Raw genomic sequence first — 25382 nt, forward strand, 5'->3', positions numbered from 1 at the left:
ACAAAACCATCGTTTTGAAAACAATGCTAAAATCAGATTTTATGCCTGAGTTTGTTCAGAATTGATTTAATTCCACATGTATTTGATGTGAAGCCCTTGAAAATTGCATCGGAATTTCTCTGATTCAATTATATGGAATGGTGATAACGGTTCTGACTCCATTGGACATGTTCTCAAAGTGGAAGTCGGACTTCCCATGATACAATGCCTGCAATCGCTCCTTTATGTTGATAATGCCAATGCCGCTGTTGGAATAAATGGGGTATTTGGGTAGTTTTTTACCGTTATTTTCCACAGAAAGCTCAATGGAATCTTCATTTTTGGCAATGGACAGATGAATGCGGAGCTTTTTGTTTTTCTGTGAGAATCCATGTTTTATGGAATTTTCAATGATAGGTTGAATCAACAATCTCGGGATTTGTTTGTTCAGCAAGGATTCCTCTATTTTTTTGGTAATGACCAAATCTTCCTGAAACCGTTGTTTTAGAATATTGGTGTAATAATCCAAAATTTCCAATTCCTCCCGAACGGTAATGAAGTTTTTGTCGTCTATGCTCAAGAACTTTCGCAACAGAAAACTGATATCAGCTACCATGTCTTGTGCAGCATCAGGATTGTTTGGGATGAGACTGGAGATACTATTAAGGGTATTGAACAGAAAGTGGGGGTTCAGTTGACTCTCCAAGGTCTTTAACTTGAACTTGATTAAGCTGTTCTCCAATACTTTGTTACGAATTTCCTGGTCCTTGATTTGCTGTAGATAGAAATAGGCATAAATGATCAACGTCATGGAGCTGTACAACAATATATTGGTGGTGACATTGAAGAAAAAGGTATGGGTCACCTTTTCAAAGAAAGCGAAATTGGCATTGATCATGGAATAATCCATGATCATAGGAGGGATAAACCCCACCATATAGCTTTGAATAATGCTCAGTACAATATGTAGGGGAATAATTTTAGTCCACGCAACACGTTTCAGCAAAAGATATTTAGTAAGCAAAGAAACGGAGCACATGAACAGGAGCACAAATGCCCAATCTATAAAGCATACCAATGCGAGACCCACAAGGTCGTCCGTTACTCTTTGAGGGCCACTGTACAGAAAATAAGACCCCCGTAAAAATTCAACTAGGGCAATGAAACTGTAAAAGACCACAAGGTAAATGATCAATCGTTTTTCACTATATTTTTTGAAAAGATTCCGCATTAACCCAATCCCAATTTTTGAAGAAATTCTTTTTTATATGATTTGCTGATTCGGAACAGTTCCTGATCTTGCATACGCACATCCATTTCGTTGTAATCTGAATGCACCAGTTCTTGCATATAGTCCGTGTTAATAATAGTGGACCTGTGAATCCGTATAAACTTATGGGCATTCAATTGGGGCATTAAATTTTTCAGCGACTCCCGAACGGTGTATTTTTTTTCTATACTATAAATGTCCGAATAATAGCTGGATGCACAGATATATTTAATACGATCCTTGTTTACGAAAACCGTTCTGTTGTTTTCACGGATGGGCAGTCGAGATGCTAAAGGATTTGGGGAGCCTCCCTGTACCTCCAATAAAAACTTTCTGATATCCGTTTCGTTCGTGTTGAGTCTAATACGCTCTTCAATGCGGTCCAAAGTTTCAAAAAACCGGTTGTTTTTGAAGGGTTTCAGGAGAAAATCCAGCGCATAGTTATTGAAGGCCTGGATAGCATAGTTATCGTATGCGGTAATAAATACGATCAACGGCAATTTTTGTAGGGTCAATTGTTGCAGCACATCAAAACCTGTGAGATCCTTTAGCTCCACATCAAGAAAAAGTACATCTGGGGCAAGTTGGTTAATTTGCACTACGGCTTCTTCACCATTGGCGCATTCCGCTTCAATTTGAAACTCCGACCGTGTGCGCAGCAATTCGGCAATGCGTTTCCGGGCCAGCAATTCGTCATCTACTATGATTACCCTATGAGCCATCGTCGCAATTTAAGCGAAAATACTAAACAATTGGTTTTTTAAAGATGCGAGTTGAACCTCATATTTCAAGATGAAAGGGTTTCAAATCAGGTACTTGGTTATTCGCATCAAAATGAGGGTCATTCAATTCATTCCTGGCGAGCTGTTCCGGGCATCACCTAAATTTAGCTTGAAAAACAATAAGTTTTCCATCAATCAAAAAACGCAATCAATCACCATAATGACAGTCAAACTGTCCTATAGGTTTCCTGTTATCCAGAAGTTGGATTTTGGGAAACCTGTGGTGTTGATTTGTAGCTGAATTGGACTAAAAACCTCCAGAAATTACCTTTTAAAACCAATTACCAATGAGCACGTCAAAAATCACCTGCATCCTATTCTTTTTAATTCTGTTTTCGGCATGTACCAAAGAAGAAAAAGAACCCTCAAATGAGATTATGACCGCTTGGAAACAGGAGGTTTTGGATGCCGAAGCTGCCTTTGCCCAAATGGCTAAAGAAGAAGGGATGAATAAGGCATTTTTGGCTTTTGCGGCAGACGATGCAGTCCTCATGCGGGGTAATCAACTCATTATTAAGAAAACCGGGATAGCCGAATATATGAAAGACCAAAAGTCGAAAGGGTTGGCATGGTCGCCTGAGTTCGTGGATGTGGCCAAGTCGGGAGATTTGGGCTACACATACGGCTATTACACCTTTAGCTACGAGGACCAGGAGGGCAACCCAGCAGAAGCCAATGGCGTGTTCCATACTGTTTGGAAACGTCAAGAAGACGGGTCTTGGAAATTCGTATGGGATTGATTTTGGAATGAAGAAGTCAAAAGACTAACTCAAAATAACAAATATGAAAAACAAAATTGTATTGATTCTGGTCCTTGCAGCAATGTTTGTGGTGCAGGGGCAAGACAAACAACGGCTCTACAATGATTTTTATTCCTACGTAAACCATCAATGGATGGATAGCATTGAAATTCCGGCAGCGTATGGTTCATGGGGAAGTTTCCATGAAGTGTACTTTGAAAACCAAGACCGGATTAAGGGAATTTTCCAAGAGCTTGTAGACTCCGGTAAATCCTATCCCAAAGGGTCAACCGAACAATTGGTAGCAGATTTTTATATCAGCTGCATGGATACAGTTACGTTGGAGGAAAAGGGTTTGAACCCTCTAAAATCCATTTTGGAGGAAGTGGACCAAATTAAGTCTGTGGAAGAGTACCTATCCCTGACTGCCAAGTTGTATGCCAAAGGTATTCCAGCCCCCATTAGCGTTTATGAAAGTGTTGATGCCAAAAACAGTACGGTTTATGCCTTGCACTTAAATCAATCTGGATTGAGTTTGGGAAATAGGGCCTATTATTTGGAGGATAACCCTCAATACCAAGAGTTTAGGGATAAATACCAAGACTTGATCACAGACCTTTTTACAATAGTTGGACTTCAACAGTCCAAAGAACGGGAAGCAGCTGAAAAAGTTTTTGAAATGGAGACTGTTATGGCTCGCATTCATAGGACCCCTGTTCAGCTTCGGGATTCTGAAAGGAATTATAATAAGAAGACCATCGCAGAACTGAACCAGCTTACATTTACCGTTGATTGGGCCAAATATTTTAAGGATTTAGGATTGAAAAAGGATGTGGAGTACGCCATTGTAAATCAACCTGAGTTTTTGGCAATGTTTGATCGGATGCTCGAAGATTTCTCAATAGATGATTGGAAAACCTATATGCAATGGAAAGTGATTGTAGGTACCACATCTTTGCTCAACAAAGAAGTTAGGAATCGCAGTTTTGAGTTTTATGGAACCACATTGCAAGGCACAGAAGAGCAATTGCCCAGATGGCGAACAGCCCAGAATACTGTCAATTCCAATATGGGTCAGCCTTTGGGCAAATTGTACGTTGAAAAGTATTTTCCGAAGCGGAACAAGGACAAGATGATTGGCTTAATTGATAATCTAAAGCAAGCATTTCATAAAAGGATTGATGGCTACACTTGGATGTCTGAAGAAACCAAGAAGCAGGCCCATCATAAATTGAACAAAATGGGGGTGAAAATGGGATACCCTGATGAGTGGTTGGATTATACCTCTGTAAACATTGCTGCTGATGATTATTTTGGAAACGTAATTCGAGTAACAGAATTTGATTATTTGCGTGATTTAAACCGAGTGGGCGAGCCCATAGATCCCAATGATTGGGGTATGACTCCTCCAACGGTGAATGCATACTATTCAGCTACACGAAATGAAATAGTTTTCCCGGCAGGAATTTTAAACCCTCCATTTTTTGACTATGACGCAGATGATGCCACCAATTATGGTTCTGCAGGTGTTATTATTGGTCATGAAATCACCCATGGTTTTGATGACAATGGAAGTCTGTATGATGCCGATGGAAATTTAAAATCCTGGTGGACTCCAGAAGATCGGGGAAAGTTTGAAGCTAGAGCCAAAAAGATAGAGGAGCAATATGACGAATATATTGTATTGGATTCCATTCATCTAAACGGGAAACTCACCTTAGGTGAAAATATTGGAGATTTGGGAGGTATGGCCATTGCTTTTGAGGCCATGAAAATAAATCAGGAGGAAAAAGGAAATAAAACTGTTGATGGGTTGACCGATGAACAACGTTTCTTCTTGGCATATGCCAAAATGTGGCGGATCAAGTTTAGGGATAAAACGTTGGAGAACCAAGTTAAGACAGATCCACACTCGCCAGGATATTATAGAGCCAATGGAGCTCTATCCAACTTTGAAGAATTTCACAAAGCATTTAATATTCCAAAAGGGAGTAAAATGCGGCGTAACGAGATCATAACAATTTGGTAAGGTAGGGTTGTGTATATTAAGTATGTGCAAGGCGATAACATTTCGTAATACTTAAGGATGTAGATACATTTTTTCAGACGTTGTCTTGCATTGTAAAGGGCCGCTCATTTGAGCTGCCCTTTTTTTGTGCTGATTGGTTTTATTTTAGTTCCTAAAAACACTTCTATTCTGATTTGTCAGTGGTGTAGAATTGAGATCGGTACTTGGATGGAGTGCAACCCTTCAACTCCTTAAACTTCCGGTTAAAATTGGCAATATTGGTAAAACCACATTGTTCAGAAATCATTGAAATGGAGAGTTCGGGCTGGCTTACAATAAGCTTACAGACATTCTCTATTCGTATCTCTATCAAAAATTGGAAAAAAGTCTTGTTTGTCCTTTTTTTAAAGTACCTACAAAAAGCATTCTTGCTCATATTGGCCTTTTCCGAAATTTGTTCCAAGGTAATTTGTTCATGATAATGCTCCATGGCAAACTTAAAAACACTGCTCATGCGTTTCCCTTCATCATCAGAATAAATTTTCCGATACACGAAAGAAGCCAAGGGCTGCGTTTCAGACTTTGCAATTTCATTGATGACCAATAAGAGCGACGCAATCCTCTCCACTTTGTTCTGATCCGGCAATTGATTGAAAAGCGCAATGATTTTCTCCTTGTTCGAGAGCACTTTCATCCCGTGTTCCGACTTTTTGAAAAAATCATGGGTAAGGGCAAGATCAGTTAAATGAAAAAACTCCTTCCCAAAAGAATTATAATCAAAAAAAAGAGTGTACATAACGGACTCATCAGATGCATTGGCATCACTTCGGAAAACGTGGGGAATGTAACCTCCAACCACCAAAATATCACCATGCTTATATTCATTGATGGAATCGCCCACAATCAGGGACCCTGAACCTTTTTCAATATAACTTATTTGAATTTCTCCATGTTGGTGGAGTTGACTATAAAAAACCTTCTCCCTGTCTATTTGGTAAACCAGGGCCTCATCCTTGGGTTTTGGGATTTTAAACGGGAGAACTCTCAAGGTTTTATGCAAAAATTATTAATAAATATACGCTAAATCGATTTATGGGTCAACATAGTATTATAAGAGGCTAATAATCAAACAAATTGTTGGAGCCATGTCATTTACTTTTGTAGTAAAATATTTTAGTATTATGATAAATTGGGAAGGCGTAATGCCAGCTGTAACCACAAAGTTTACCAGCGAGGATAAATTGGACCTTGCAATGTTTGAGAAAAATATTAAAGCACAAATTGATGCTGGGGTCCATGGGATCATTTTAGGAGGAACATTGGGTGAGGCCAGTACACTCGAGCAGGAGGAAAAAGAAATCCTTATTAAAACCTCTTTGTCTCTAGTGGAAGGAAAAATACCTGTTATCATCAATATTGCTGAGCAAAGTACCAAGGAAGCTATCGCCGTGGCACAACATGCTGAAAAAGTAGGAGCGCAGGGCTTGATGATTCTTCCCCCAATGCGATACAAAGCAACGGATTATGAGACGGTTACCTACTTTAAAAGTATAGCCAACAGTACCTCTTTGCCCATTATGATCTATAACAATCCAATTGATTATAAGATTGAAGTGACCTTGGACATGTTGGAGGATTTATTGGAATGTGAGAATATTGAAGCAGTTAAGGAATCCACAAGAGATATTACCAATGTCCTTCGTATTAAAAGTAGATTTGGCGACCGCGTAAAAGTATTTACTGGGGTAGACACCCTTGGTTTGGAAAGCTTGGTCATTGGAGCCGATGGATGGGTGGCCGGTTTGGTGTGTGCTTTTCCTGCGGAAACAGTTGCTATCTACGAATTGGTGAAAGCTGGAAAAATCAACGATGCGCTCGAAATTTACAAATGGTTCATGCCCTTGTTGGAGTTGGATATCAGCCCCCAATTGGTCCAGAACATAAAATTGGCAGAAGTTGCCACTGGAATCGGTACAGAAAACGTACGTGCTCCCAGATTGCCTTTGCAAGGTGCTGAAAGAGCACGTGTATTGGAAGTAATAAATAAAGCAATGGAATGCAGACCTGCACTTCCAGAGTATAAAAATCTCAGCAGCGTAGCCTAAATGATTACTGGGAAAAACTATATAGGAAATATAATTAGCGGAAATGGGGGTAATGGGTTCAAAACCATAAACCCCCATTTGAATATTGAAAACCCAACAACTTTTGTAGAAGCCACAATCGGGGAGGTTGAAAAGGCAGTAGAATTGGCGTGGAAGGCGTTTCGTGTGTACCGAAAAGTTTCTGGTACGCAAAGAGCAGCTTTTTTAAATGCCATTGCCGATGAAATCCTTGCCTTGGACCAAGAATTGGTGGACACTTACACTATGGAATCCGGTCTTCCTGAAGGTAGGGCGGTAGGTGAAAGGGGCAGGACCGTTTTTCAACTGCGCTCATTCGCTGAATTGGTAAGCAATGAAGATTGGAGGGAAAATACATTTGACAAGGCAGAACCAGACCGAAAGCCGCTTCCAAAGGAAGATTTAAGAAAAACCTTGATTCCCCTTGGACCTGTGGCCGTATTTGGCGCCAGTAACTTTCCGTTGGCATTCTCAACCGCAGGAGGCGATACGGCCAGTGCACTTGCAGCGGGATGCCCGGTAATTGTTAAAGCGCACCCCATGCATGCCGGAACCTCAGAACTTGTAGCCTCGGCCGTTATCAAAGCCGCTGAGAAAACAGGTATGCCCAATGGGGTGTTTTCTTGTGTTAATGGTGGAATCGATGTAGGTGTGGCCCTTGTGGAGCACCCAAAAACAAAAGCGGTTGGTTTCACAGGAAGTATCAATGGCGGTAGAGCATTGTTCAATTTGGCCGCGAAGCGCGAAGAACCAATCCCTGTTTTTGCAGAGATGGGAAGCATCAACCCTGTGGTCATTACGCCAAGCGCAATTGCCCAAAGGTCTGATGAGATTGCCAAGACCTACGCAGGTTCAATCACTTTGGGAACTGGACAATTTTGCACAAACCCTGGTTTATTGTTGACCATCAAGGACGAAAATACCAAAGCATTTGTAGAGGAGTTGGGTAAACAAGTTGTCGCTATTGAGCCGCAATGTATGTTGCATCCCAATATTAAAAGTGGATTCGATAAAAATGGGGCCGGTATTTTGGCACAGCCTGGAGTGGAAGTTGTGGCTCAGATAGAAGGTGATTTGAAAGATAATTGTGCTGCATCTGTCATAGCAACAGTTTCGGGAACCGAGTTTTTGGCCAACCCTAAACTACACCATGAGGTTTTCGGACCTTTTTCTTTGGTGGTGCAATGCCAAGATGAGAACGAATTGCTTGCGGTGATTGAAGGTTTGGAAGGTCAGCTTACAGGAACGTTGATTGCTGAAAAGAATGATAGTTTGGACTTACCAGAAATCGTGGAAGCCTTACAGCACAGAGTAGGTCGAATTTTGTACAACGGAGTGCCTACGGGAGTTGAAGTTTGTCCTTCCATGCATCATGGAGGCCCGTATCCAGCTTCTTCGGACTCAAGGTTCACCGCTGTGGGCACCCATGCCATCAAAAGGTGGGTGCGTCCTATAAGTTATCAATCGTTTCCCAATGAACTATTACCAGATTCTTTAAAAGGATAGGCATTTTAACTTACTTTGCGTATATAATCATAATACGGTTTTAACAAACAACACGTGGCAAGAAAGACTTTTTTTTGTGTTGATGCCCACACCTGCGGTAATCCCGTTCGTGTTGTGGCAGGTGGTGGTCCCAACCTTTTGGGCAAGAACATGAGTGAGAAAAGACAACACTTTCTCAAAGAATATGATTGGATTCGTAAGGGCTTGATGTTTGAGCCTAGGGGTCATGATATGATGAGCGGAAGCATCCTATTTCCACCCCATCAGCCCGAAAACGATTTTGCCATTCTGTTCATTGAAACTTCTGGTTGTTTGCCCATGTGTGGGCATGGGACCATCGGCACAATTACCATTGCCATTGAAGAAGGATTGATCGTACCCAAGACACCGGGGAAAATTAGAATGGAAGCCCCAGCAGGATTGGTAGAAATAGAGTATCAACAATCTGGCAAGAAGGTGGATTGGGTGCGGTTGGTCAATGTAAAATCGTACCTCGCAGCAGAAAACCTAACTGTGGATTGCCCAGAGTTGGGAGAGCTTACTTTCGATGTCTCCTACGGAGGCAACTACTATGCCATTGTAGATCCGCAAAAGAATTTTAGTGGTGTCCACAATTTTACAGCGGCCAAAATTGTCCAATATTCTAAGGTGGTAAGAGAACGTATCAATGAAAAATATCCTGATATATTCATTCACCCAGAGGACCCCACAATTAGAGATGTAAGCCATATGTTATGGACGGGAGACCCTTTGGATCCAACATCATCTGGAAGAAATGCGGTTTTTTATGGCGATAAGGCCATAGACCGTTCCCCATGTGGAACGGGTACATCGGCCCGAATGGCGCAACTGAATGCCAAAGGAAAACTGAAAATGGGTGAGGATTTCATCCACGAGAGCTTTATCGGAAGTAAATTCATTGGTAGAGTGGTGGAAGAAACTACCTTGGGTGAGAAAAAGGCGATTATTCCCAGTATTCAAGGTTGGGCACAGGTCACAGGCTACAATAACATCATTATTGACGACGATGACCCTTACGCCCACGGGTTTCAAGTGTTGTAAAATCAGTTGTTTTAAATGAAAAGAGTAGTAATAGTTGGTGGAGGTATTTCAGGACTCTGCAGTGCCTTTTATTTGGTGCAAGAAGGATATCAGGTTACCATTTTGGATAAATCTGATGTATCCACCGGGGCTTCGTTTATAAATGCAGGATACATTACCCCGAGCCATTTTATCCCACTGGCGGCTCCCGGCATTATTACACAAGGAATCAAGTGGATGATGGATAGTTCCAGTCCATTCTACATAAAACCCAGATGGGACGTTGATTTTTTTAAATGGACGTTGTTGTTCAAAAAATCAGCCAAAAAATCACATGTAAAAAGTGCTATTCCTATCATCAAGGAGCTCAATTTAAAGAGTAGCGATTTGTATGAAGAAATGCTTTCTGAAGTTGATTTTCCGTTTCAATACGAGAAAAAAGGACTCTTGATGGCCTACAGAACCGCAAAAAGTGAAGAGGAAGAACTGGAAGTAGCTGAAATGGCGGTCAAGGAGGGGTTGGATGCTGTGGCACTATCCAAAGATGAAGTCCGTAAAATACAACCCGCTTTTTCTGATGAGGTTATTGGTGCGATCCACTATAAATGTGATGCCCACATGACTCCCAATTACTTTATGGAACAGATGAAAACCTGGTTAAAATCCCAAGGTGTCGTCTTTGAATTCAATCAAGCTGTGGAGGAATTTATGGTAAAGGATAAAAAGATAACTGCACTAAAAACCAAGGATGCCGTCTTTGGCGCCGACGATTTTGTGTTGGCGAGTGGTACATGGACTTACGCATTGGCTAAATCCCTCAATCTGTACGTTCCAGTGCAGGGAGGAAAAGGATATAGTATGGATGTCCGAAGAAATACCGGAATAACCATGCCTGCAATTCTAGTGGATGCTAAAGTAGCTGTAACACCAATGGAGGATTTTACCCGTTTTGCTGGGACCATGGAATTTTCCGGAAACAACTATATTGTGCGAAAAGAACGGGTTGAAGCACTAGCTGATGCCGTCAAAAACTATTATTCAGATTTTGAAATCAATCAGGAGGAAAAAGATAGCGCTACATCTGGATTAAGGCCGGTTTCGCCGGATGGACTTCCATACATTGGTAAGACCTCAAAATATAATAATCTCACCATTGCAGCGGGTCATGCCATGATGGGTTGGAGTTTAGGTCCAATTACAGGAAAATTAGTGACGGAGTGCATCTCCAAAATCCGTCCATCATTGGATTTAAAACCACTGTCCCCAGAACGGTTTTCATAGATTTTACACCAAGTTAATTTTAGTGCAATAGATAAATCGTTTTGGCGCCAACTTTCAGGCCAATTCCTAATTTACACACTCTTTTTTGACTTGAGCGAGGTGTTAAGGGCAATATAGTATCAGGATTAGTTAATAATGACTGAGAGGGGATAAAAGATTATCTATAGTTTTAAGCAAAAATTAAATCATGGGATTTTTTTTTCAAAAAATAAGTGTATTTTTTATACTTATAACTTCAGGAGCCTTGTTCGCGCAAGGCACTTTAAAGGAGTATAAAAAGGCCATAATAATCGATTCCCTTTTTAGGAATAAAGTGCACAACTCCCCATCTTCTTTTCATTGGTTGGATACCAATTTGATGTGGTATGTGAACAATTCCACTGATGGAAAAAAATATCTACTGGTTGACCCCGTACAAAAAACCCAAAAAGAATGTTTTGATCATGATACCTTGGCCTCTTTACTTTCCAAAGAATTCAATGAAGAGGTTGACTCAAAGGATATCGATATCAGTAGACTGGAGTTCAATCAAGACCTTTCTGAACTTACTTTTATATATGGTGAAGCCAAGGTTTCCCATAACCTACAAGCCAATACCTTAACATTAATTGACCCCGAAGGAGGTAAAAGAGATTCAGATAGAAGGTATTGGGGCAATAGATTTGATGAGAAAAGTAACCCGCCGGTAGTTTCTCCCGATTCCACCATGACGGCCTTTATTAAAAATGACAATCTTTATATTAAAGATAAAGCCACAGAGGAGGAAACTAGATTGAGCTACGATGGTGCTCCCGGTTTTTTCTATTCAACCTATATAAAATGGTCACCCGATAGTAAAAAGATCATGGCGTATAAAGTGCGTCCAGGGGATGATCGCAAGATATATTTCGTGGAGTCCAGCCCCGAAGATCAGTTTCAGCCCAAATTACAATCAAGGGACTATTTAAAGCCAGGTGATGAGTTACCCTTCAAAAGTCCACAATTGTTTTTGGTTGATTCCAAAAAGCATATTCAAGTACCCACAGGTGAGTTTAGCCATCAATTTGGCCTAAACCGCATCGATTGGCGGGAAGATAGTCGTGCTTTTACGTTTGAATACAATCAAAGGGGACATCAAGCCTATAAAATTATTGAGGTGAATGCTTCAACAGGGAAGGTGAAGGTCTTGGTGAACGAAACCAGCGACACCTTTATCGACTATAGCAGCAAAAAATACCGTTACGATGTAGAAGATGGTAAAGAAATAATCTGGACCTCTGAACGCGATGGTTGGAACCACATCTATTTGTATGATGGAAATGGTCAGGTAAAAAAGCAATTGACCAAAGGCGATTGGGTCGTTCGAGAGGTTATTCATGTGGATGAGGGCAACCGTGAAGTGTATTTTACCGCGAGTGGCATGGACAAGGACCAAGACCCCTATTTCCTACATTATTGCAAGGTAGATTTTGAGGGAAAAAACTTTACCCGTTTCACCAAAGAGGATGGAAACCACAGTGTAACCTTTTCAGAGGACTATACCTATTATGTGGACCAATACTCTAAGGTGGATACGCCTCCTGTTACGGTATTGAAATCGGCTAAGAACAGTAAAAAAGTTATGGACTTGCAACAGGCGGACCACTCTGAGCTTTTAAAAGAAGGTTGGATTGCCCCTGAAGTTTTTACGGCCAAAGGTCGAGATGGTGTTACCGATATTTGGGGAGTCATTGTTCGGCCAACGTCTTTCGACCCCACTAAAACATATCCGGTCATTGAGTACATTTATGCAGGCCCCCACAGTTCTTTTGTTCCCAAAGATTTTAGATCGTACTATTGGTCCATGTCTTCCATAGCCGAGTTGGGCTTTATTGTGGTTCAAATTGATGGAATGGGAACGTCCAATAGGTCAAAAGCCTTTCATGATGTATGTTGGCAGAACCTGAAAGATGGCGGATTTCCGGATAGAAAACTTTGGATCAAGACTGCTGCTAAGAAATATCCATACATGAATGCTGATAAAGTTGGCATCTATGGTACATCAGCTGGAGGTCAGAACTCCGCTGCTGCACTGGTGTTCAATTCAGATTTTTATGACGTAGCGGTTTCTTCCTGCGGATGTCACGATAACCGAATGGATAAAATTTGGTGGAATGAACAATTTATGGGCTACCCCATTGGTCCTCACTATGCTGCCTCCTCCAATATTGAGAATGCTGCCAAAATGCAGGGTAACTTAATGCTTATCTTAGGTGAAGTTGATGACAATGTGGATCCCTCCACAACCATGCAATTTGCCAATGCCCTTATAAAAGCCAATAAGAACTTTGAACTGGTTACCATCCCTGGCATGGGGCATTCATCTGGTGGCGATTTTGGAGAACGTAAACGTAAAGACTTTTTTGTAAAGCACTTAATGGGTGTTGAACCACCTGCTTGGGAAGAGGTTTACGAATAGAGTGATTAACTAAACTAAATATAAATATAAGTGACTGGTTGTCAGTTATTGTAAGCATTTTAGAAAAAGGAAATGAGTATGAGATTAAATAAGGTGTGCGTTGGTGTTGTAATGGCGTTTTGTACTTTGGGTACAACCAACGTGTTGGCACAGGAAGGTGATCAGATATTGGACGGTATTGGTGAAACAGGATTGATTGCCAGATATGTTTTTGATGGTGACACAAAGGATTGGTCAAGAAATAATTTGCACGCTACCCTGGAAGGTTCAGAACCCATTTTTGTGGATGACGAATACTTTAGAAAAGTACTTTCCCTGCCGAAGGGTAAAGAAGCGTTCATTACAATTCCCGGTGAAGCGGTGACCAATGAAGAATCCATAAGTATTACAGGATGGGTGCATATTGAATCGGCTCAACCTGGTGCACGACTTTTTGATTTTGGAACAACTGCCAACTCCCACTTTACCATTGCCCCTACTGGAACCCAAGACAAGAAAGGTGTTCAAGTTGAGCTTTCTTCAGCCAGAGGAGATGCATATAACACAAGTTCTTCGGCTTTGGAGACCGGTAGGTGGAACCATTTGGCGGTGGTTATTAATATTCCTTCAAAGATGGTAAGTACCTATGTCAATGGAAGGTTGGCAGGTGAAGTCAAAGATGTGGAACTGATTTTGGAACAGGTTTTTGATTTTGAAAAAGGAGAAAACAATAAACTCTACATTGGAAAATCGTTGGTTGCCAATGATCCCTACCTTTCAGCCAAACTGCATGATTTTAGAATTTATAGAATCCCATTGAGTGAAGGACAGGTCACCCGAATTCTTAGGGGGTCGTTTAGAGGGAACGGTGGTGACGATGAAAGCAAGGAAGAAGTCAATCTTCCTCAATTTGATGCCAATACTCCTCAGCTTTATGCCGATTATCTTACTGGAGTTTCGGATGTTCAAGTGGAAACCGTGGTTGGATTTTTACCAAGATTGCCCCGTTTTGTGAAGGGAACTTATGGCAGTGGTGTAAAAGGTCCAAAGGATGTACGTGTACTTTGGCCAGCCCCAACTGACAACTCCCAAGTACTTCGGCCGGGCAAATACACCGTTGTTGGCAGTATATCTGGATCAGACCTAAAACCGAAAGCAACGGTGATCGTTAAAGCTGCTTCAACAGTTTCAACCCCAAGCCGAACTTTGGAAGGTTTTGAACTTAATCAAGTTTCCCTGAACACTGACGGTCATGGACATCAAACAAAATTTATTGAAAACAGGGATAAGTTCATCAATACCCTAGCAAAAACTGACCCAGATTCGTTTTTGTATATGTTCCGCAATGCATTTGGGCAAGAACAACCAGCCGGTGCAGAACCACTTCGTGGTTGGGACAGTCAAGAAACCAAATTGCGTGGCCATGCAACGGGACATTATCTGACAGCTATAGCCCAAGCTTATGCTAGTACAGATTATGACAGAAATTTGCAGTCCAATTTTGCGGAGAAAATGGATTATATGGTAGATGTGCTATATGATTTATCCCAAATGGCCGGAAAGCCAAGAGAAGTTGGTGGACCCTATGTGTCCGACCCAACCGCTGTTCCTCCCGGGCCTGGTAAAGAGGGATATGATTCTAATCTGAGTGAGGATGGTATTCGAACCGATTACTGGAACTGGGGTGAAGGGTTTATAAGTGCTTATCCTCCCGATCAATTCATCATGTTGGAAAACGGTGCCTCCTACGGAGGACAACCTACACAAGTATGGGCACCCTACTACACCTTGCACAAAATTTTGGCCGGGTTAATGGATATTTATGACGTAAGCGGTAACGAAAAAGCTCTGGATATTGCCAAAGGAATGGGAACTTGGGTGCATGCCCGATTGAGCCAAGTACCTACTGATACCCTGATTAGCATGTGGAATACATACATTGCCGGCGAATTTGGCGGAATGAATGAGGCAATGGCCCGTTTGTACAGAATGACGAACGACCGCCAATATCTTGAAGTGGCCCAATTGTTTGATAATATTAAAATGTTCTTTGGAGATGCTGGGCATTCCCATGGATTGGCAAAAAACGTGGATACTTTCCGCGGTCTTCATGCCAACCAGCATATTCCGCAAATCATGGGGGCTTTAGAGATTTATCGTGATTCCAACGCACCTGAATACTATCATGTGGCTGATAACTTTTGGTACAAGGCCAAGAACGATTACATGTATAGCATTGGAGGAGTTGCAGGGGCCCGTAACCCTACAAACGCAGAATGTTTCATCGGTCAGCCTGCCACTTTGTACGAAAACGGATTCTCAGCAGGTGGACAGAATGAGACCTGTGCTACCTATAACATGCTGAAATTGACCAGAAACCTTTTCATGTTCGATCAGCGCACGGAGTTGATGGATTATTATGAGCGTGGATTGTACAACCACATTCTGGCATCTGTTGCTGAGGATAGTCCGGCGAACACCTATCACGTTCCATTGCGTCCCGGCTCTGTGAAACGTTTCGGCAATTCAAATATGACGGGATTTACCTGCTGTAACGGAACTGCTTTGGAAAGTAGCACCAAGCTTCAGAATTCAATCTATTTTAAAAGTAACGATGAAAAGGCTTTGTATGTAAACCTTTTTATTCCTTCTACATTGAAATGGACCGAAAAAGATATTACTGTCGAGCAAAAAACGGCATTTCCAAAAGAAGACAATACCCAATTGATTATTAGGGGCAAAGGAAAGTTTGACCTGAATGTGCGTGTACCACAATGGGCAACCAAAGGCTTCTTTGTAAAAATCAATGGAAAAGCCCAAAAAGTAAATGCTACTCCGGGAACCTACCTTACGTTGTCTCGCAAATGGAAAGATGGTGACACGGTAGACATCCAAATGCCATTTGAATTTCATTTAGACCCTGTAATGGATCAGCAAAATATTGCCAGCCTCTTCTACGGACCTGTGTTGTTGGTGGCTCAAGAGCCGGAGCCAAGAGATGATTGGAGAAAAGTCACATTCGATGCTGAGGACATCGGGAAAAACATTCAAGGAGATCCAAAAAAATTGGAATTCACCATAAACGGTGTTGAGTTTAAGCCTTTTTATGAAACCTACGGGCGTCATTCTGTATACTTGGATGTAACCTTAGAGTAGGGGAATGTATATGAACCATGTATTATTTAATTAACCAATCTAATCGAAGCCAATGCGGTATTTAGCTCCCATTTTAGTAGTACTGATTTCTATAACACTGAGTTGTAAAGATAAAGACAATTTACGCCTCTTATCTGCAGAAAAGGGAGCTTCCGTATTGGACAATGGTTGGGAAAAGGAACACTGGAGCAGACAAGAAAATTATGCAACTGTTCCATCCGAAAATAACAACACTGAAGTCTTGGTATTGGAAGCCGATACGCTTTCAAGAAGTAGATGGTACAAAAAAGTCAACATAAAACCCTACACCACCTATAAGGTTACAGGTTATGTTAAAACGGAGGGTGTGGAGGGCGACCGTGATGGAGCCGGTGCTGGCATTGGGTTGGAGCGAATGGAAGTTGGACAGGACACTATTTTTGTTGGAGATAATGACTGGACATTGGTAGAGTTGGTTTTCAATTCTAAAGGTGAAGACAGTTTTATGCTGGAAGGTCTCTTAGGAAAGCGTGGACTGGCCAAGGGAAAAGTCTATTTTGACAATTTTCAACTCGAGGAATTGGATTCTAAGGAACTAAACCCCATGGTTACTATTGACCTTTCTAAGAAAAAGGAACCTATGTCGCCTTATATCTACGGGCAGTTCATTGAACACATGGGCAAAGGAATTTATGGTGGTATTTGGGCCGAAATGCTCCAAGACCGTAAATTTTACTATCATCCGGGAACAAAAAAATCACCATGGAAAGCCAATGTTGATACGTTGGACATTCAGAAAGATACCAGCCATTCGTTTGCCGAATTGGATTTACCGAGATTTTCCTTGAATTCTGATGGTATTCTTCTTTTCCAAGACAGCCTGGCCACCATTAAAGGGAAAAAATATGAAGGTAGAGTGGTGTTGAGCCATTCAGGAAGCATTTCGAGCGCTTCCGTTGGACTGATTACCGAAAATGGGTCATCAGAGCAATCACTTGATATTTCCGGAAGTGGATATCAAAAAATACCATTTGTGTTGGATTCCGAAGAAAACTCATCCAACGCCCGTTTAGAAATTAAAATAGTGGGAAGCGGAACAGTTACAATTGCCGCAGTTTCCTTAATGCCAGAAGACAACGTGGAAGGATTCCGTCCTGATGTGCTGGCACTTCTAAAAGAACTGAACTCTCCCATATATCGTTGGCCTGGCGGAAACTTTGTTTCGGGATACGATTGGAAAGATGGGATTGGTGACCCAGACCGTCGTCCCACAAAATATGAAAGGGCCTGGAACGGATTGGAATATAACGATGTTGGCGTTCATGAATTTATGGATTTGTGCCGATTGTTGGGTGCCGAGGCCAATGTAGCCGTAAACACCGGATTGGGTACCGCAGAGTTGGCGGCGGATGAAGTGGAATATTTTAATGGTGATAGATCCACCAAAATGGGCAAGTGGAGAGCAGAAAACGGACACCCCGAACCCTATGGTGTAAAGCTGTGGGCCGTAGGTAATGAAATGTTCGGCGATTGGCAATTGGGCCACATGCCTGTTGAAGATTATGTGGTAAAGCACAACAAAGTGGCCGAGGCCATGTGGGCCGTAGACCCGAGCATTGATTTGATTGCGGTTGGTTTTCCGGGTGAATGGAATGATATGATGTATGAGCATACCTTGGATAACATGACCTATATCAGCGAGCACTTTTACCGACAGGACTGGCATGCAGGGGGATTGCTTACACACGTAAAACAGATTCCAGGTGCCATTCGTGAAATAGCCGATGAGCACAGAAGATGTCGTGAAGAAATGCCAAAAGTGGGTGAAAAGAAAGTGAAAATCGCTTTGGATGAATGGAACTACTGGTATGGGCCACATGTATATGGCCTACTGGGAACACGCTATTTTTTGCGTGATGCGTTGGGCATTGCGGCAGGAATCAATGAGTTTTCCAGACAATCGGATATGTTCTACATGGCCAACTACGCCCAAACAGTGAATGTAATTGGGGCTATTAAAACCACCAAAACGGATTCATGGTTGGAAGGAACCGGACTTGTTCTAAAGCTCTACCGAAAGGAGTTTGGAACACAACCAGTAGCCATTGAAGGTGCGCCAGAGCCTTTGGATGTTGCTGTAACCACTGATGAGGAAGGCGCTTTAGTGACGGTTTCTGTAATTAATGCTACGCATCAAGAATATCCATTGGTATTGAATTTTGAGGACATTGAGCTCCCAGAAAGCGGTAGGCGATATTTTATTTCCGGGGCTGACGATATGGTTTTCAATGACGAGTCTGATAAAAATCGAATTACAATTCAAGAAGAAAACATAGCATGGGATGGACATTCCCTTATAGTTCCTAAGGAAAGTGCCAACATCTACACATTTAAACTAAAATAAAAACAACTTGAGATGAAGAATAGAATAGTATGGATAGGATTGGTATTGTTTTTCGGTACCATCTTAAGAATGGAAGCCCAAGGGTATTGGGGAAGGATAGAGCAGCGAGAACCAACGTTGGGCATTGCCGAGGTCTATCAAAAATATGAGACCCCCGACTTTAAATTAAAATTGGTAAAGGCTTCGCAGACCGTTGCAGCACTTAGCCCCAGTAGTGGCAGGGCAACCAACTTTGACTTTACCCCTGGGGACCGATTGGAGCTTAGGGACAAGGATAGTTTATACCATTTAGGTGATATCAACCTCAGAATAAAGGATACCAACGGTAATTGGATGGATTTTTCCACCGCGACCACTAGGGCAGAAGTAACCCCATTGGAAGTCGGTGGAAATGTTTTGGCCGCTGCTGATTTGGCCAATACCCTACCTAAGGATATTCCGGTATCCATTAAGCGGTATTACGAATTGGACAATAATCAACTGGTCATGCGTTTTGAAATAAAAAATACTCAGACAACGCCGGTTGAAATTGGAGCTTTGGGGATTCCTATGATTTTCAACAATATTTTGGAAGGGAAATCCTTGACAGAAACCCATGCCCAAAATGTATTTTTTGACCCATATATTGGAAAGGATGCGGGCTATTTAGAAGTGAAGCGTCTCAGTGGAAGAGGACCAGCTTTATTGGTGCTTCCAAAGGAAAATATGTCATTTGAAGCCTACAGACCTTTATTGGACGACCCCACACCACGAAGCATTGTTTTTGAAGGATTCCACGAATGGATGGTGCACAGCAAGGCCTATGCGGAGAACGAATGGAAAGGTGTGGAGCAATGGAACACACCAACGTCTCTGACGCTACAACCCAACGAAACCAAGAATTTTGCGTTGAAGTTTGTTCTAACGGAAGGGATAAAAAATGTTCAAGAGACCTTGATCAAGGAAGAACATCCAGTTGCAGTCGGTGTTCCCGGGTATGTGTTGCCAATAGGAGACAAGGCACAACTATTTTTAAGTTATTCCAAGGAAGTCGAATCAATTCAAGTGGAGCCTCAAGGAGCTTTAGAGTTTAAATTGGTGGGTAATACTGCATCAAACTATAAAGAATATTATGTAGAAGGAAAGAAATGGGGCAGGGCTAGAGCCGTCATTACATACTCCAATGGATTGAAACAGAGTATAAACTATAAAGTTATTGAGGCAAGGCAAGAGGTTATTGCTAATTTGGGCGAATTCCTGTTCAATGAACAATGGTTTGATGATAAGAACGATCCATTTAACAGAACGTATTCAGTTATTTCTTATGATTACGGGAACAAGAGGCAAGTTACTCAAGATGGCAGGGTATGGATTGCAGGATTGAGCGATGAAGGGGGAGCGGGTAGTTGGCTTACCGCAATTATGAAACAATACCTTCAACCTAAAAAATCTGAAATTGAAAAGTTTGAAATGTTTATTGATAGTACTCTTTGGGGAGGATTGCAGTATAGCACAGGCGACGAAAAATATGGTGTTAAGAAAAGCATGTTTTACTATGAACCCGATAAAATGCCCAAAGGAACCTACTCTGATACTTTAAACTATAATACTTGGGCGGCTTGGGACAACAAACACGCCAACGATACCGGAAGGTCTTTCAATTACCCACATGTCGCTGCTGCGTATTGGGTAATGTACCGATTGGCAAGGTACCGTAAAGGTCTGGTAGAAAACCATGATTGGAAATGGTACTTGGAACGTGCATACCATACATCAATGGCCATGGTAGATTTGGCACCTTACTATGCCCAATTTGGGAACATGGAAGGCTCTGTGTTTTTGGAAATCTTGAAAGACCTTAAACGTGAGGAACTTACAGAAATGGCTGACAAGTTGGAAGGTACCATGAAGCAACGGGCTAACCAGTGGAAAGCCTTGGATTACCCATTTGGTAGTGAAATGCCTTGGGATTCAACAGGTCAAGAGGAAGTTTACACGTGGTGCTCTTACTTTGGATTTGAACATAAAGCCCAAGTTACTCTAAATGCTATTTTAGCCTATATGCCAACAATGCCCCACTGGGCTTACAATGGCAATGCAAGAAGGTACTGGGACTTTTTATACGGAGGCAAAGCAGGTGAAACATCTCGTGTGGAGCGTCAAATTCATCATTATGGTAGTGGTATGAATGCCATTCCAGTTTTGGAGGCTTACCGAAAAAATCCCGACTTTCATTTGTTGAAAGTAGGTTATGGTGGTGCATTAGGGGCAATTTCAAATATTACTCAGGACGGATTTATGCCAGCTGCATTCCATTCTTATCCATCTACATTGCGCATAGATCATTTATCTGGTGACAATGGCCCTGGTTTTTATGGTTATGCAATGAACGAGGCTGCATACATTATCCAAGAGGAAGACTTAGGATGGTTGGCCTTTGGTGGAAACCTGACCCAAAATGGAGATATCGTCGAAGTGGATATTACCACTGCTGCAAAATCAAGAATTTATATTGCCCCCAAGAAAATGTGGTTGACGTTGGATGCTGGAACTTTTGATAAGGTGAGCTACAACACCAAAACCAATAAGGTTGAAATTACTTTGGGTGGCAAAGACGACTATACGCCCAATGCTTTTTTACGAGTTGAAGCTGAAAATGTCAGTCTCCCTTATGAGAAAGTTCGTGGTGCCTATCAAATTGAGTTGCCCAAAAAAGGATTGACTATAACACTTTAATTTGTAGTCAGTCAAGTACTTGGATTCATGAAAAACCATCAGAACCTACTTCAACTTTTTGTACTGCTGTTTTTGGTAGTTACCACATCTTGCAATACCAAGAAAAGGAATGGAGAAAGTGAGAGGGAGCCAAGTAGTCCTAAAGAACTTTATATTCCAAAGGAAGTGCATAGAGTTCCCAAGGGCAACGATTATGATGACCCCAATAGCGATTTCAGTTTTGCCCGAATGGTTGAAGGGGACAACATTGCCATTTTTTGGCACAAGGATTATGGCGAGGATCCCATGGCCAACCAAGATTCCACAATGCGTTTCAACCCTGAACGAATGTTGTTGGAGTCGGAGCGAACCTATGAGGTTTTTGTAAACGAGTTGGGCTTGGTAAAAAAAGACAGTTCATATACTGATACCTACAAAGTCTTGGTATATGTTATCAAAGCTGAAACGCAAACTGCTTTTGGAGGAGGGGACGAAGATAAAATCGGGATTTTCTGGACACCTGCGGTTAGGGTGAACAAAGAACCTTACGGCGTTTTGGCACATGAACTGGGCCACAGTTTTCAATATTTAAGTAGAGCCGACTCTGGTACTGGCCCCCGAGGCCCTATTATGGAAATGTCTGCCCAATACATGCTTTGGCAAGTTTATCCAGAATGGATGACATTTGAAAACTATCACTTGGTGGATTATCTTAAAGGAACCCATTACGGATTCATGCACCCTACCAACATGTACCATTCACCCTATGTGATTGAATATTGGTCCCAGAAACACGGAAAGAAATTTTTTGGGGAACTTATGAGAAATACACAAGAAGGTGAGGACCCCGTGATGACGTATAAGCGATTGAACAATCTATCCCAAAAAGAGTTCAATGATGAGATTTTTGATGCTTCGCGAAGATTCATGACCTGGGATTTGGACCGTGTGGAATCCGTAGCAAACCAATATGCCAACATGCACTATACCAAGGTGAACCAGTTGCAAAATGACTGGTATCAAATTGATACTTTAAATGTTCCGCAAAATTATGGTTACAATGGAATAAAATTGGAAGTGCCTTTAGCCGGAACTAAGGTGGAATTGGATTTTAAAGGCATAGCTGGAGATGATGCCTACGAAAAAGTACAGGTTGACAAAGCAGGATGGCGCTACGGTTTTGTGGCCTATTTGAAAAATGGTGAACGTGTGTACAGTGACATGTTCAGTGACAGTATTGGAAAGGCAAGTTTTGAGGTGCCAGCCAATACCGAATATTTGTGGTTGGTAGTAAGCGGGGCGCCGACCGAGCACTGGTCTAGGCCTATGCGACGAAGAAACAGTGAGAATACCGAACAAACTCCAGATGAGGAATGGCCTTATGAATTTAAGCTCACTGGTACAGAAGTGGCCAAACAATAAATAAGCTAAAGGGGAAGATGCAGTTCTAAATCTTGAAGATGAACCCATCTTCCTCTACTTTCTTTTGGTATTTATCCTTATCAAAAACGTAGAGGTAAGCACCTTTTCTTGAAACGGTCATATCCTTTTCATCCAATTTAATCAATACATCCAAGGAATTGATTTTGTTGATAAAATTTCTCTTATCGAGCTTTTTATCCAAAATGGATTCGTAAAGATTCTGGAGCTGACGCATAGTGAATTTTTCGGGCAGCAGCTCAAAACCGATTGGATTGGTCAATGCCCTTCTGCGAAGCCGGGCAATGGCCCTCTGGATCATTTCGTTGTGGTCAAAAATTAAGTTGGGTGCTTCATTAAGTTCAAACCAGCGGGCGGAATCAATTTGGATACCATCAAATTTATGGGATTCAACATCGATGAGCGCATAATACGAAACGGAAATGGTGCGTTGGCCAGGGTCCCGGTCTATTTTACTGTGCGTATACAGTTGCTCCATGTAAATGTCGGTAAGTCCGGTTAGGGCATTGAGCACTCGAACCGCTGCTTGGTCCAAATTTTCATTCTTTTTCAAGAAACCACCAATTAAGGACCATCTACCCTTTTCGGGTTCAAAATTCCGCTTGATCAGCAGTATTTTCAGATTTTCCTTGTCAAAACCAAAAATGATGCAGTCAACGGCCAAAAGCACCTGATCTTCTTTGTCATAATAATTGAGTTGCATGTTTAAGTCTTCGGCTTTTTCTAGGTCGTTGATTACTTTCATGAGGACTAAAATCCTAAATATTTAGGTGTTTAACAAATGTTTGTAAGGTAAAGACAAAAAATAATCTTGGTGCCATAATAACACTTTTTTAACGCTAATGCTTGCAAATTCGAAGATTCTTTACGTTCTTTACTAGTGTGTAAGATACACTTTAAATTCAATAGATGGATATTTCGCGTTGCGAAACCCATTTAGAATTAGTTTTTAGCTTAACAATATTAGCAAGGCCAATGTTCTTATCATGCCTTTTTAAACCTTCCGTTATGAGAATTAGTACGTATGTTTTAAAATATGCAAAGGTCGTTTTGGCCATTGTATTACCTTCAGTGCTTTTGGCACAGCAACCAGTCACCATCCAGATCGGCAAAAGCACCGATTCGGTCCAAATCAGCAAACACATTTATGGTCATTTTGCAGAACACCTGGGTCGATGTATTTATGATGGTCTTTATGTGGGTGAAGACAATAAAACCATTCCCAATACCGAAGGTGTTCGGAATGATATCATAGCAGCCTTGAAAGAGCTCAATATTCCCAATTTGCGTTGGCCCGGAGGGTGTTTTGCAGATACGTATCACTGGAAAGATGGAGTCGGACCACAAGAAGACCGTCCTACCATTGTAAACCGTTGGTGGGGAGGAACTACCGAAGACAATAGCTTTGGCACCCATAACTTTTTAAATCTCTGCGAAGAATTGGGAGCAGAACCCTATCTATCTGCCAATGTGGGGAGTGGAACCGTACAGGAATTGATTGACTGGATGCAATATACCAACCATGACGGGGTAAGCCCAATGGCCGATTGGAGACGTGAAAATGGAAGGGAAGAACCTTGGGATGTAAAATACTGGGGCGTAGGTAATGAAACTTGGGGTTGTGGTGGAAACATGACCGCGGAGTATTATGTTGACATCTACAGAAAATATGCAACCTTCATGTCAGATTGGAACAATACTGGTGGAGTGTACAGGATTGCTTCCGGTGCTTCCGAAGATGATTACCATTGGACCGAAACTTTAATGAAAAATGTTCCCCACAGCTTAATGGACGCTGTTGCGTTACACGATTACGCGGTTTTTGACTGGAATGCCAAAGGCCCATCCGTCAATTTTGATGAGGAAATCTACTTTAAAAGCATGGAGCAGGCCCTTAGAATGGAAGAATATGTAACTAAGCATGTTGCCATCATGGATAAGTACGACCCTGAAGGAAGGGTAGATCTCTTTGTAGACGAGTGGGGTGGCTGGTACGATGCTGAGCCAGAAGTCCAGAACGGTGTGCTTTACCAGCAAAATACCATCCGCGATGTTATGATTGCAGGTACGGTTCTGAACACCTTTAACAACCATGCGAAACGTGTAAAAATGGCCAATTTGGCCCAGATGGTAAATGTGCTTCAGGCGGTGATCCTAACCGACGAGGAAAAAATGATAAAGACGCCTACCTATCATGTAATGAATATGTACAAAGTGCACCAAGATGCGATGTTGCTTCCATCAAAAATTGAGAACAATTCCCAATTCCGTGGGCTTCCAGCCATATCGGTATCAGCTTCAAAAGGTGTGGATGATACAGTTCATATTTCTTTGGTCAATATAGATTCCAAAGAACAAAGAACAGTGGAAGTGAATGTGGCTGATTTGGATATCAAGAATCTTACGGCGCAGATACTTACATCAGAAAAACTTCAGGACCACAATTCATTCAACGACCCAGAAAAAGTGGTGCCCGGTGAATTCAAAGATTTTAAGTTAAGAAAAGGAGTGCTCTCCATCGATATACCAGCGCACTCACTGATTGTATTGGAAGGAAAATAGT

The 25382-nt window shown here is 41.8% G+C and carries 16 protein-coding genes; 12 read left to right on the top strand and 4 right to left on the bottom strand.

From position 1 onward, the window contains the following. Positions 1-124 precede the first annotated feature (124 nt). Positions 125-1210: a sensor histidine kinase gene (locus ACFOWS_RS04365; RefSeq protein ID WP_379762741.1), complete on the bottom strand. Its 1086-nt coding sequence runs from the start codon at positions 1208-1210 to the stop codon at positions 125-127. Further along, positions 1210-1971 carry a LytR/AlgR family response regulator transcription factor gene (locus ACFOWS_RS04370; RefSeq protein WP_379762742.1) on the bottom strand — a complete coding sequence of 254 codons (762 nt, stop codon included), beginning with the start codon at positions 1969-1971 and terminating at the stop codon, positions 1210-1212. The genes ACFOWS_RS04365 and ACFOWS_RS04370 overlap by 1 nt, the downstream gene beginning before the upstream one ends. A 347-nt stretch (positions 1972-2318) precedes the next feature. Between ACFOWS_RS04370 and ACFOWS_RS04375 the strand changes: the two genes are divergently transcribed. Continuing rightward, positions 2319-2771 carry a YybH family protein gene (locus tag ACFOWS_RS04375; RefSeq protein ID WP_379762743.1) on the top strand — a complete coding sequence of 151 codons (453 nt, stop codon included), beginning with the start codon at positions 2319-2321 and terminating at the stop codon, positions 2769-2771. Positions 2772-2814: 43 nt separating this feature from the next. Next, positions 2815-4800 carry a M13 family metallopeptidase gene (locus tag ACFOWS_RS04380; protein ID WP_379762744.1) on the top strand — a complete coding sequence of 662 codons (1986 nt, stop codon included), beginning with the start codon at positions 2815-2817 and terminating at the stop codon, positions 4798-4800. A 163-nt stretch (positions 4801-4963) separates the two neighbouring features. On the opposite strand, the gene ACFOWS_RS04385 is transcribed toward ACFOWS_RS04380, so the two are convergent. Then, entirely contained in the window at positions 4964-5827 is an 864-nt protein-coding gene (locus ACFOWS_RS04385) for an AraC family transcriptional regulator (RefSeq protein WP_379762745.1), read from the bottom strand. Positions 5828-5960: 133 nt separating this feature from the next. On the opposite strand from ACFOWS_RS04385, the gene ACFOWS_RS04390 reads away from it, so the two are divergent. The 9 genes from ACFOWS_RS04390 to ACFOWS_RS04430 all read left to right on the top strand — a co-directional run bounded on the left by ACFOWS_RS04390 (position 5961) and on the right by ACFOWS_RS04430 (position 22801). Beyond that, a complete protein-coding gene (locus tag ACFOWS_RS04390; protein ID WP_379762746.1) occupies positions 5961-6884 on the top strand; it encodes a dihydrodipicolinate synthase family protein in 924 nt (307 codons plus the stop codon). Beyond that, positions 6885-8408, top strand: coding sequence for an aldehyde dehydrogenase (NADP(+)) (locus ACFOWS_RS04395; RefSeq protein ID WP_379762747.1), 1524 nt, complete (start codon positions 6885-6887; stop codon positions 8406-8408). It abuts the gene before it with no gap. Between the two features lie 54 nt (positions 8409-8462). After that, positions 8463-9470 carry a 4-hydroxyproline epimerase gene (locus tag ACFOWS_RS04400; protein WP_379762748.1) on the top strand — a complete coding sequence of 336 codons (1008 nt, stop codon included), beginning with the start codon at positions 8463-8465 and terminating at the stop codon, positions 9468-9470. A 15-nt stretch (positions 9471-9485) separates the two neighbouring features. After that, on the top strand, positions 9486-10730 hold the full coding sequence (locus tag ACFOWS_RS04405; protein ID WP_379762749.1) for an NAD(P)/FAD-dependent oxidoreductase: 1245 nt from the start codon (positions 9486-9488) through the stop codon (positions 10728-10730). 187 nt (positions 10731-10917) lie between these two features. Next, positions 10918-13167, top strand: a complete 2250-nt coding sequence (locus tag ACFOWS_RS04410; protein WP_379762750.1) for a S9 family peptidase — start codon at positions 10918-10920, stop codon at positions 13165-13167. A 78-nt stretch (positions 13168-13245) separates the two neighbouring features. Further along, positions 13246-16302, top strand: coding sequence for a beta-L-arabinofuranosidase domain-containing protein (locus ACFOWS_RS04415; RefSeq protein WP_379762752.1), 3057 nt, complete (start codon positions 13246-13248; stop codon positions 16300-16302). A 52-nt stretch (positions 16303-16354) separates the two neighbouring features. Then, positions 16355-18685, top strand: coding sequence for an alpha-L-arabinofuranosidase C-terminal domain-containing protein (locus tag ACFOWS_RS04420; protein WP_379762753.1), 2331 nt, complete (start codon positions 16355-16357; stop codon positions 18683-18685). A gap of 12 nt (positions 18686-18697) precedes the next feature. After that, positions 18698-21400, top strand: coding sequence for a DUF5695 domain-containing protein (locus tag ACFOWS_RS04425; protein WP_379762754.1), 2703 nt, complete (start codon positions 18698-18700; stop codon positions 21398-21400). A 27-nt stretch (positions 21401-21427) separates the two neighbouring features. Next, complete coding sequence (locus tag ACFOWS_RS04430) at positions 21428-22801, top strand: DUF6055 domain-containing protein (protein WP_379762755.1); 1374 nt, start codon at positions 21428-21430, stop codon at positions 22799-22801. Between the two features lie 25 nt (positions 22802-22826). Here ACFOWS_RS04430 and ACFOWS_RS04435 read toward each other — a convergent pair whose 3' ends face one another. Beyond that, positions 22827-23564, bottom strand: a complete 738-nt coding sequence (locus ACFOWS_RS04435; protein WP_366590737.1) for an NUDIX hydrolase — start codon at positions 23562-23564, stop codon at positions 22827-22829. 263 nt (positions 23565-23827) lie between these two features. Here ACFOWS_RS04435 and ACFOWS_RS04440 point away from each other — a divergent pair, with 263 nt between their 5' ends. Further along, positions 23828-25381, top strand: a complete 1554-nt coding sequence (locus tag ACFOWS_RS04440) for an alpha-N-arabinofuranosidase (RefSeq protein WP_379762756.1) — start codon at positions 23828-23830, stop codon at positions 25379-25381. Position 25382: the final 1 nt, after the last annotated feature.

The organism is Flagellimonas marina (assembly GCF_042651185.1).
Taxonomy (GTDB): Bacteria; Bacteroidota; Bacteroidia; order Flavobacteriales; family Flavobacteriaceae; genus Flagellimonas; species Flagellimonas marina.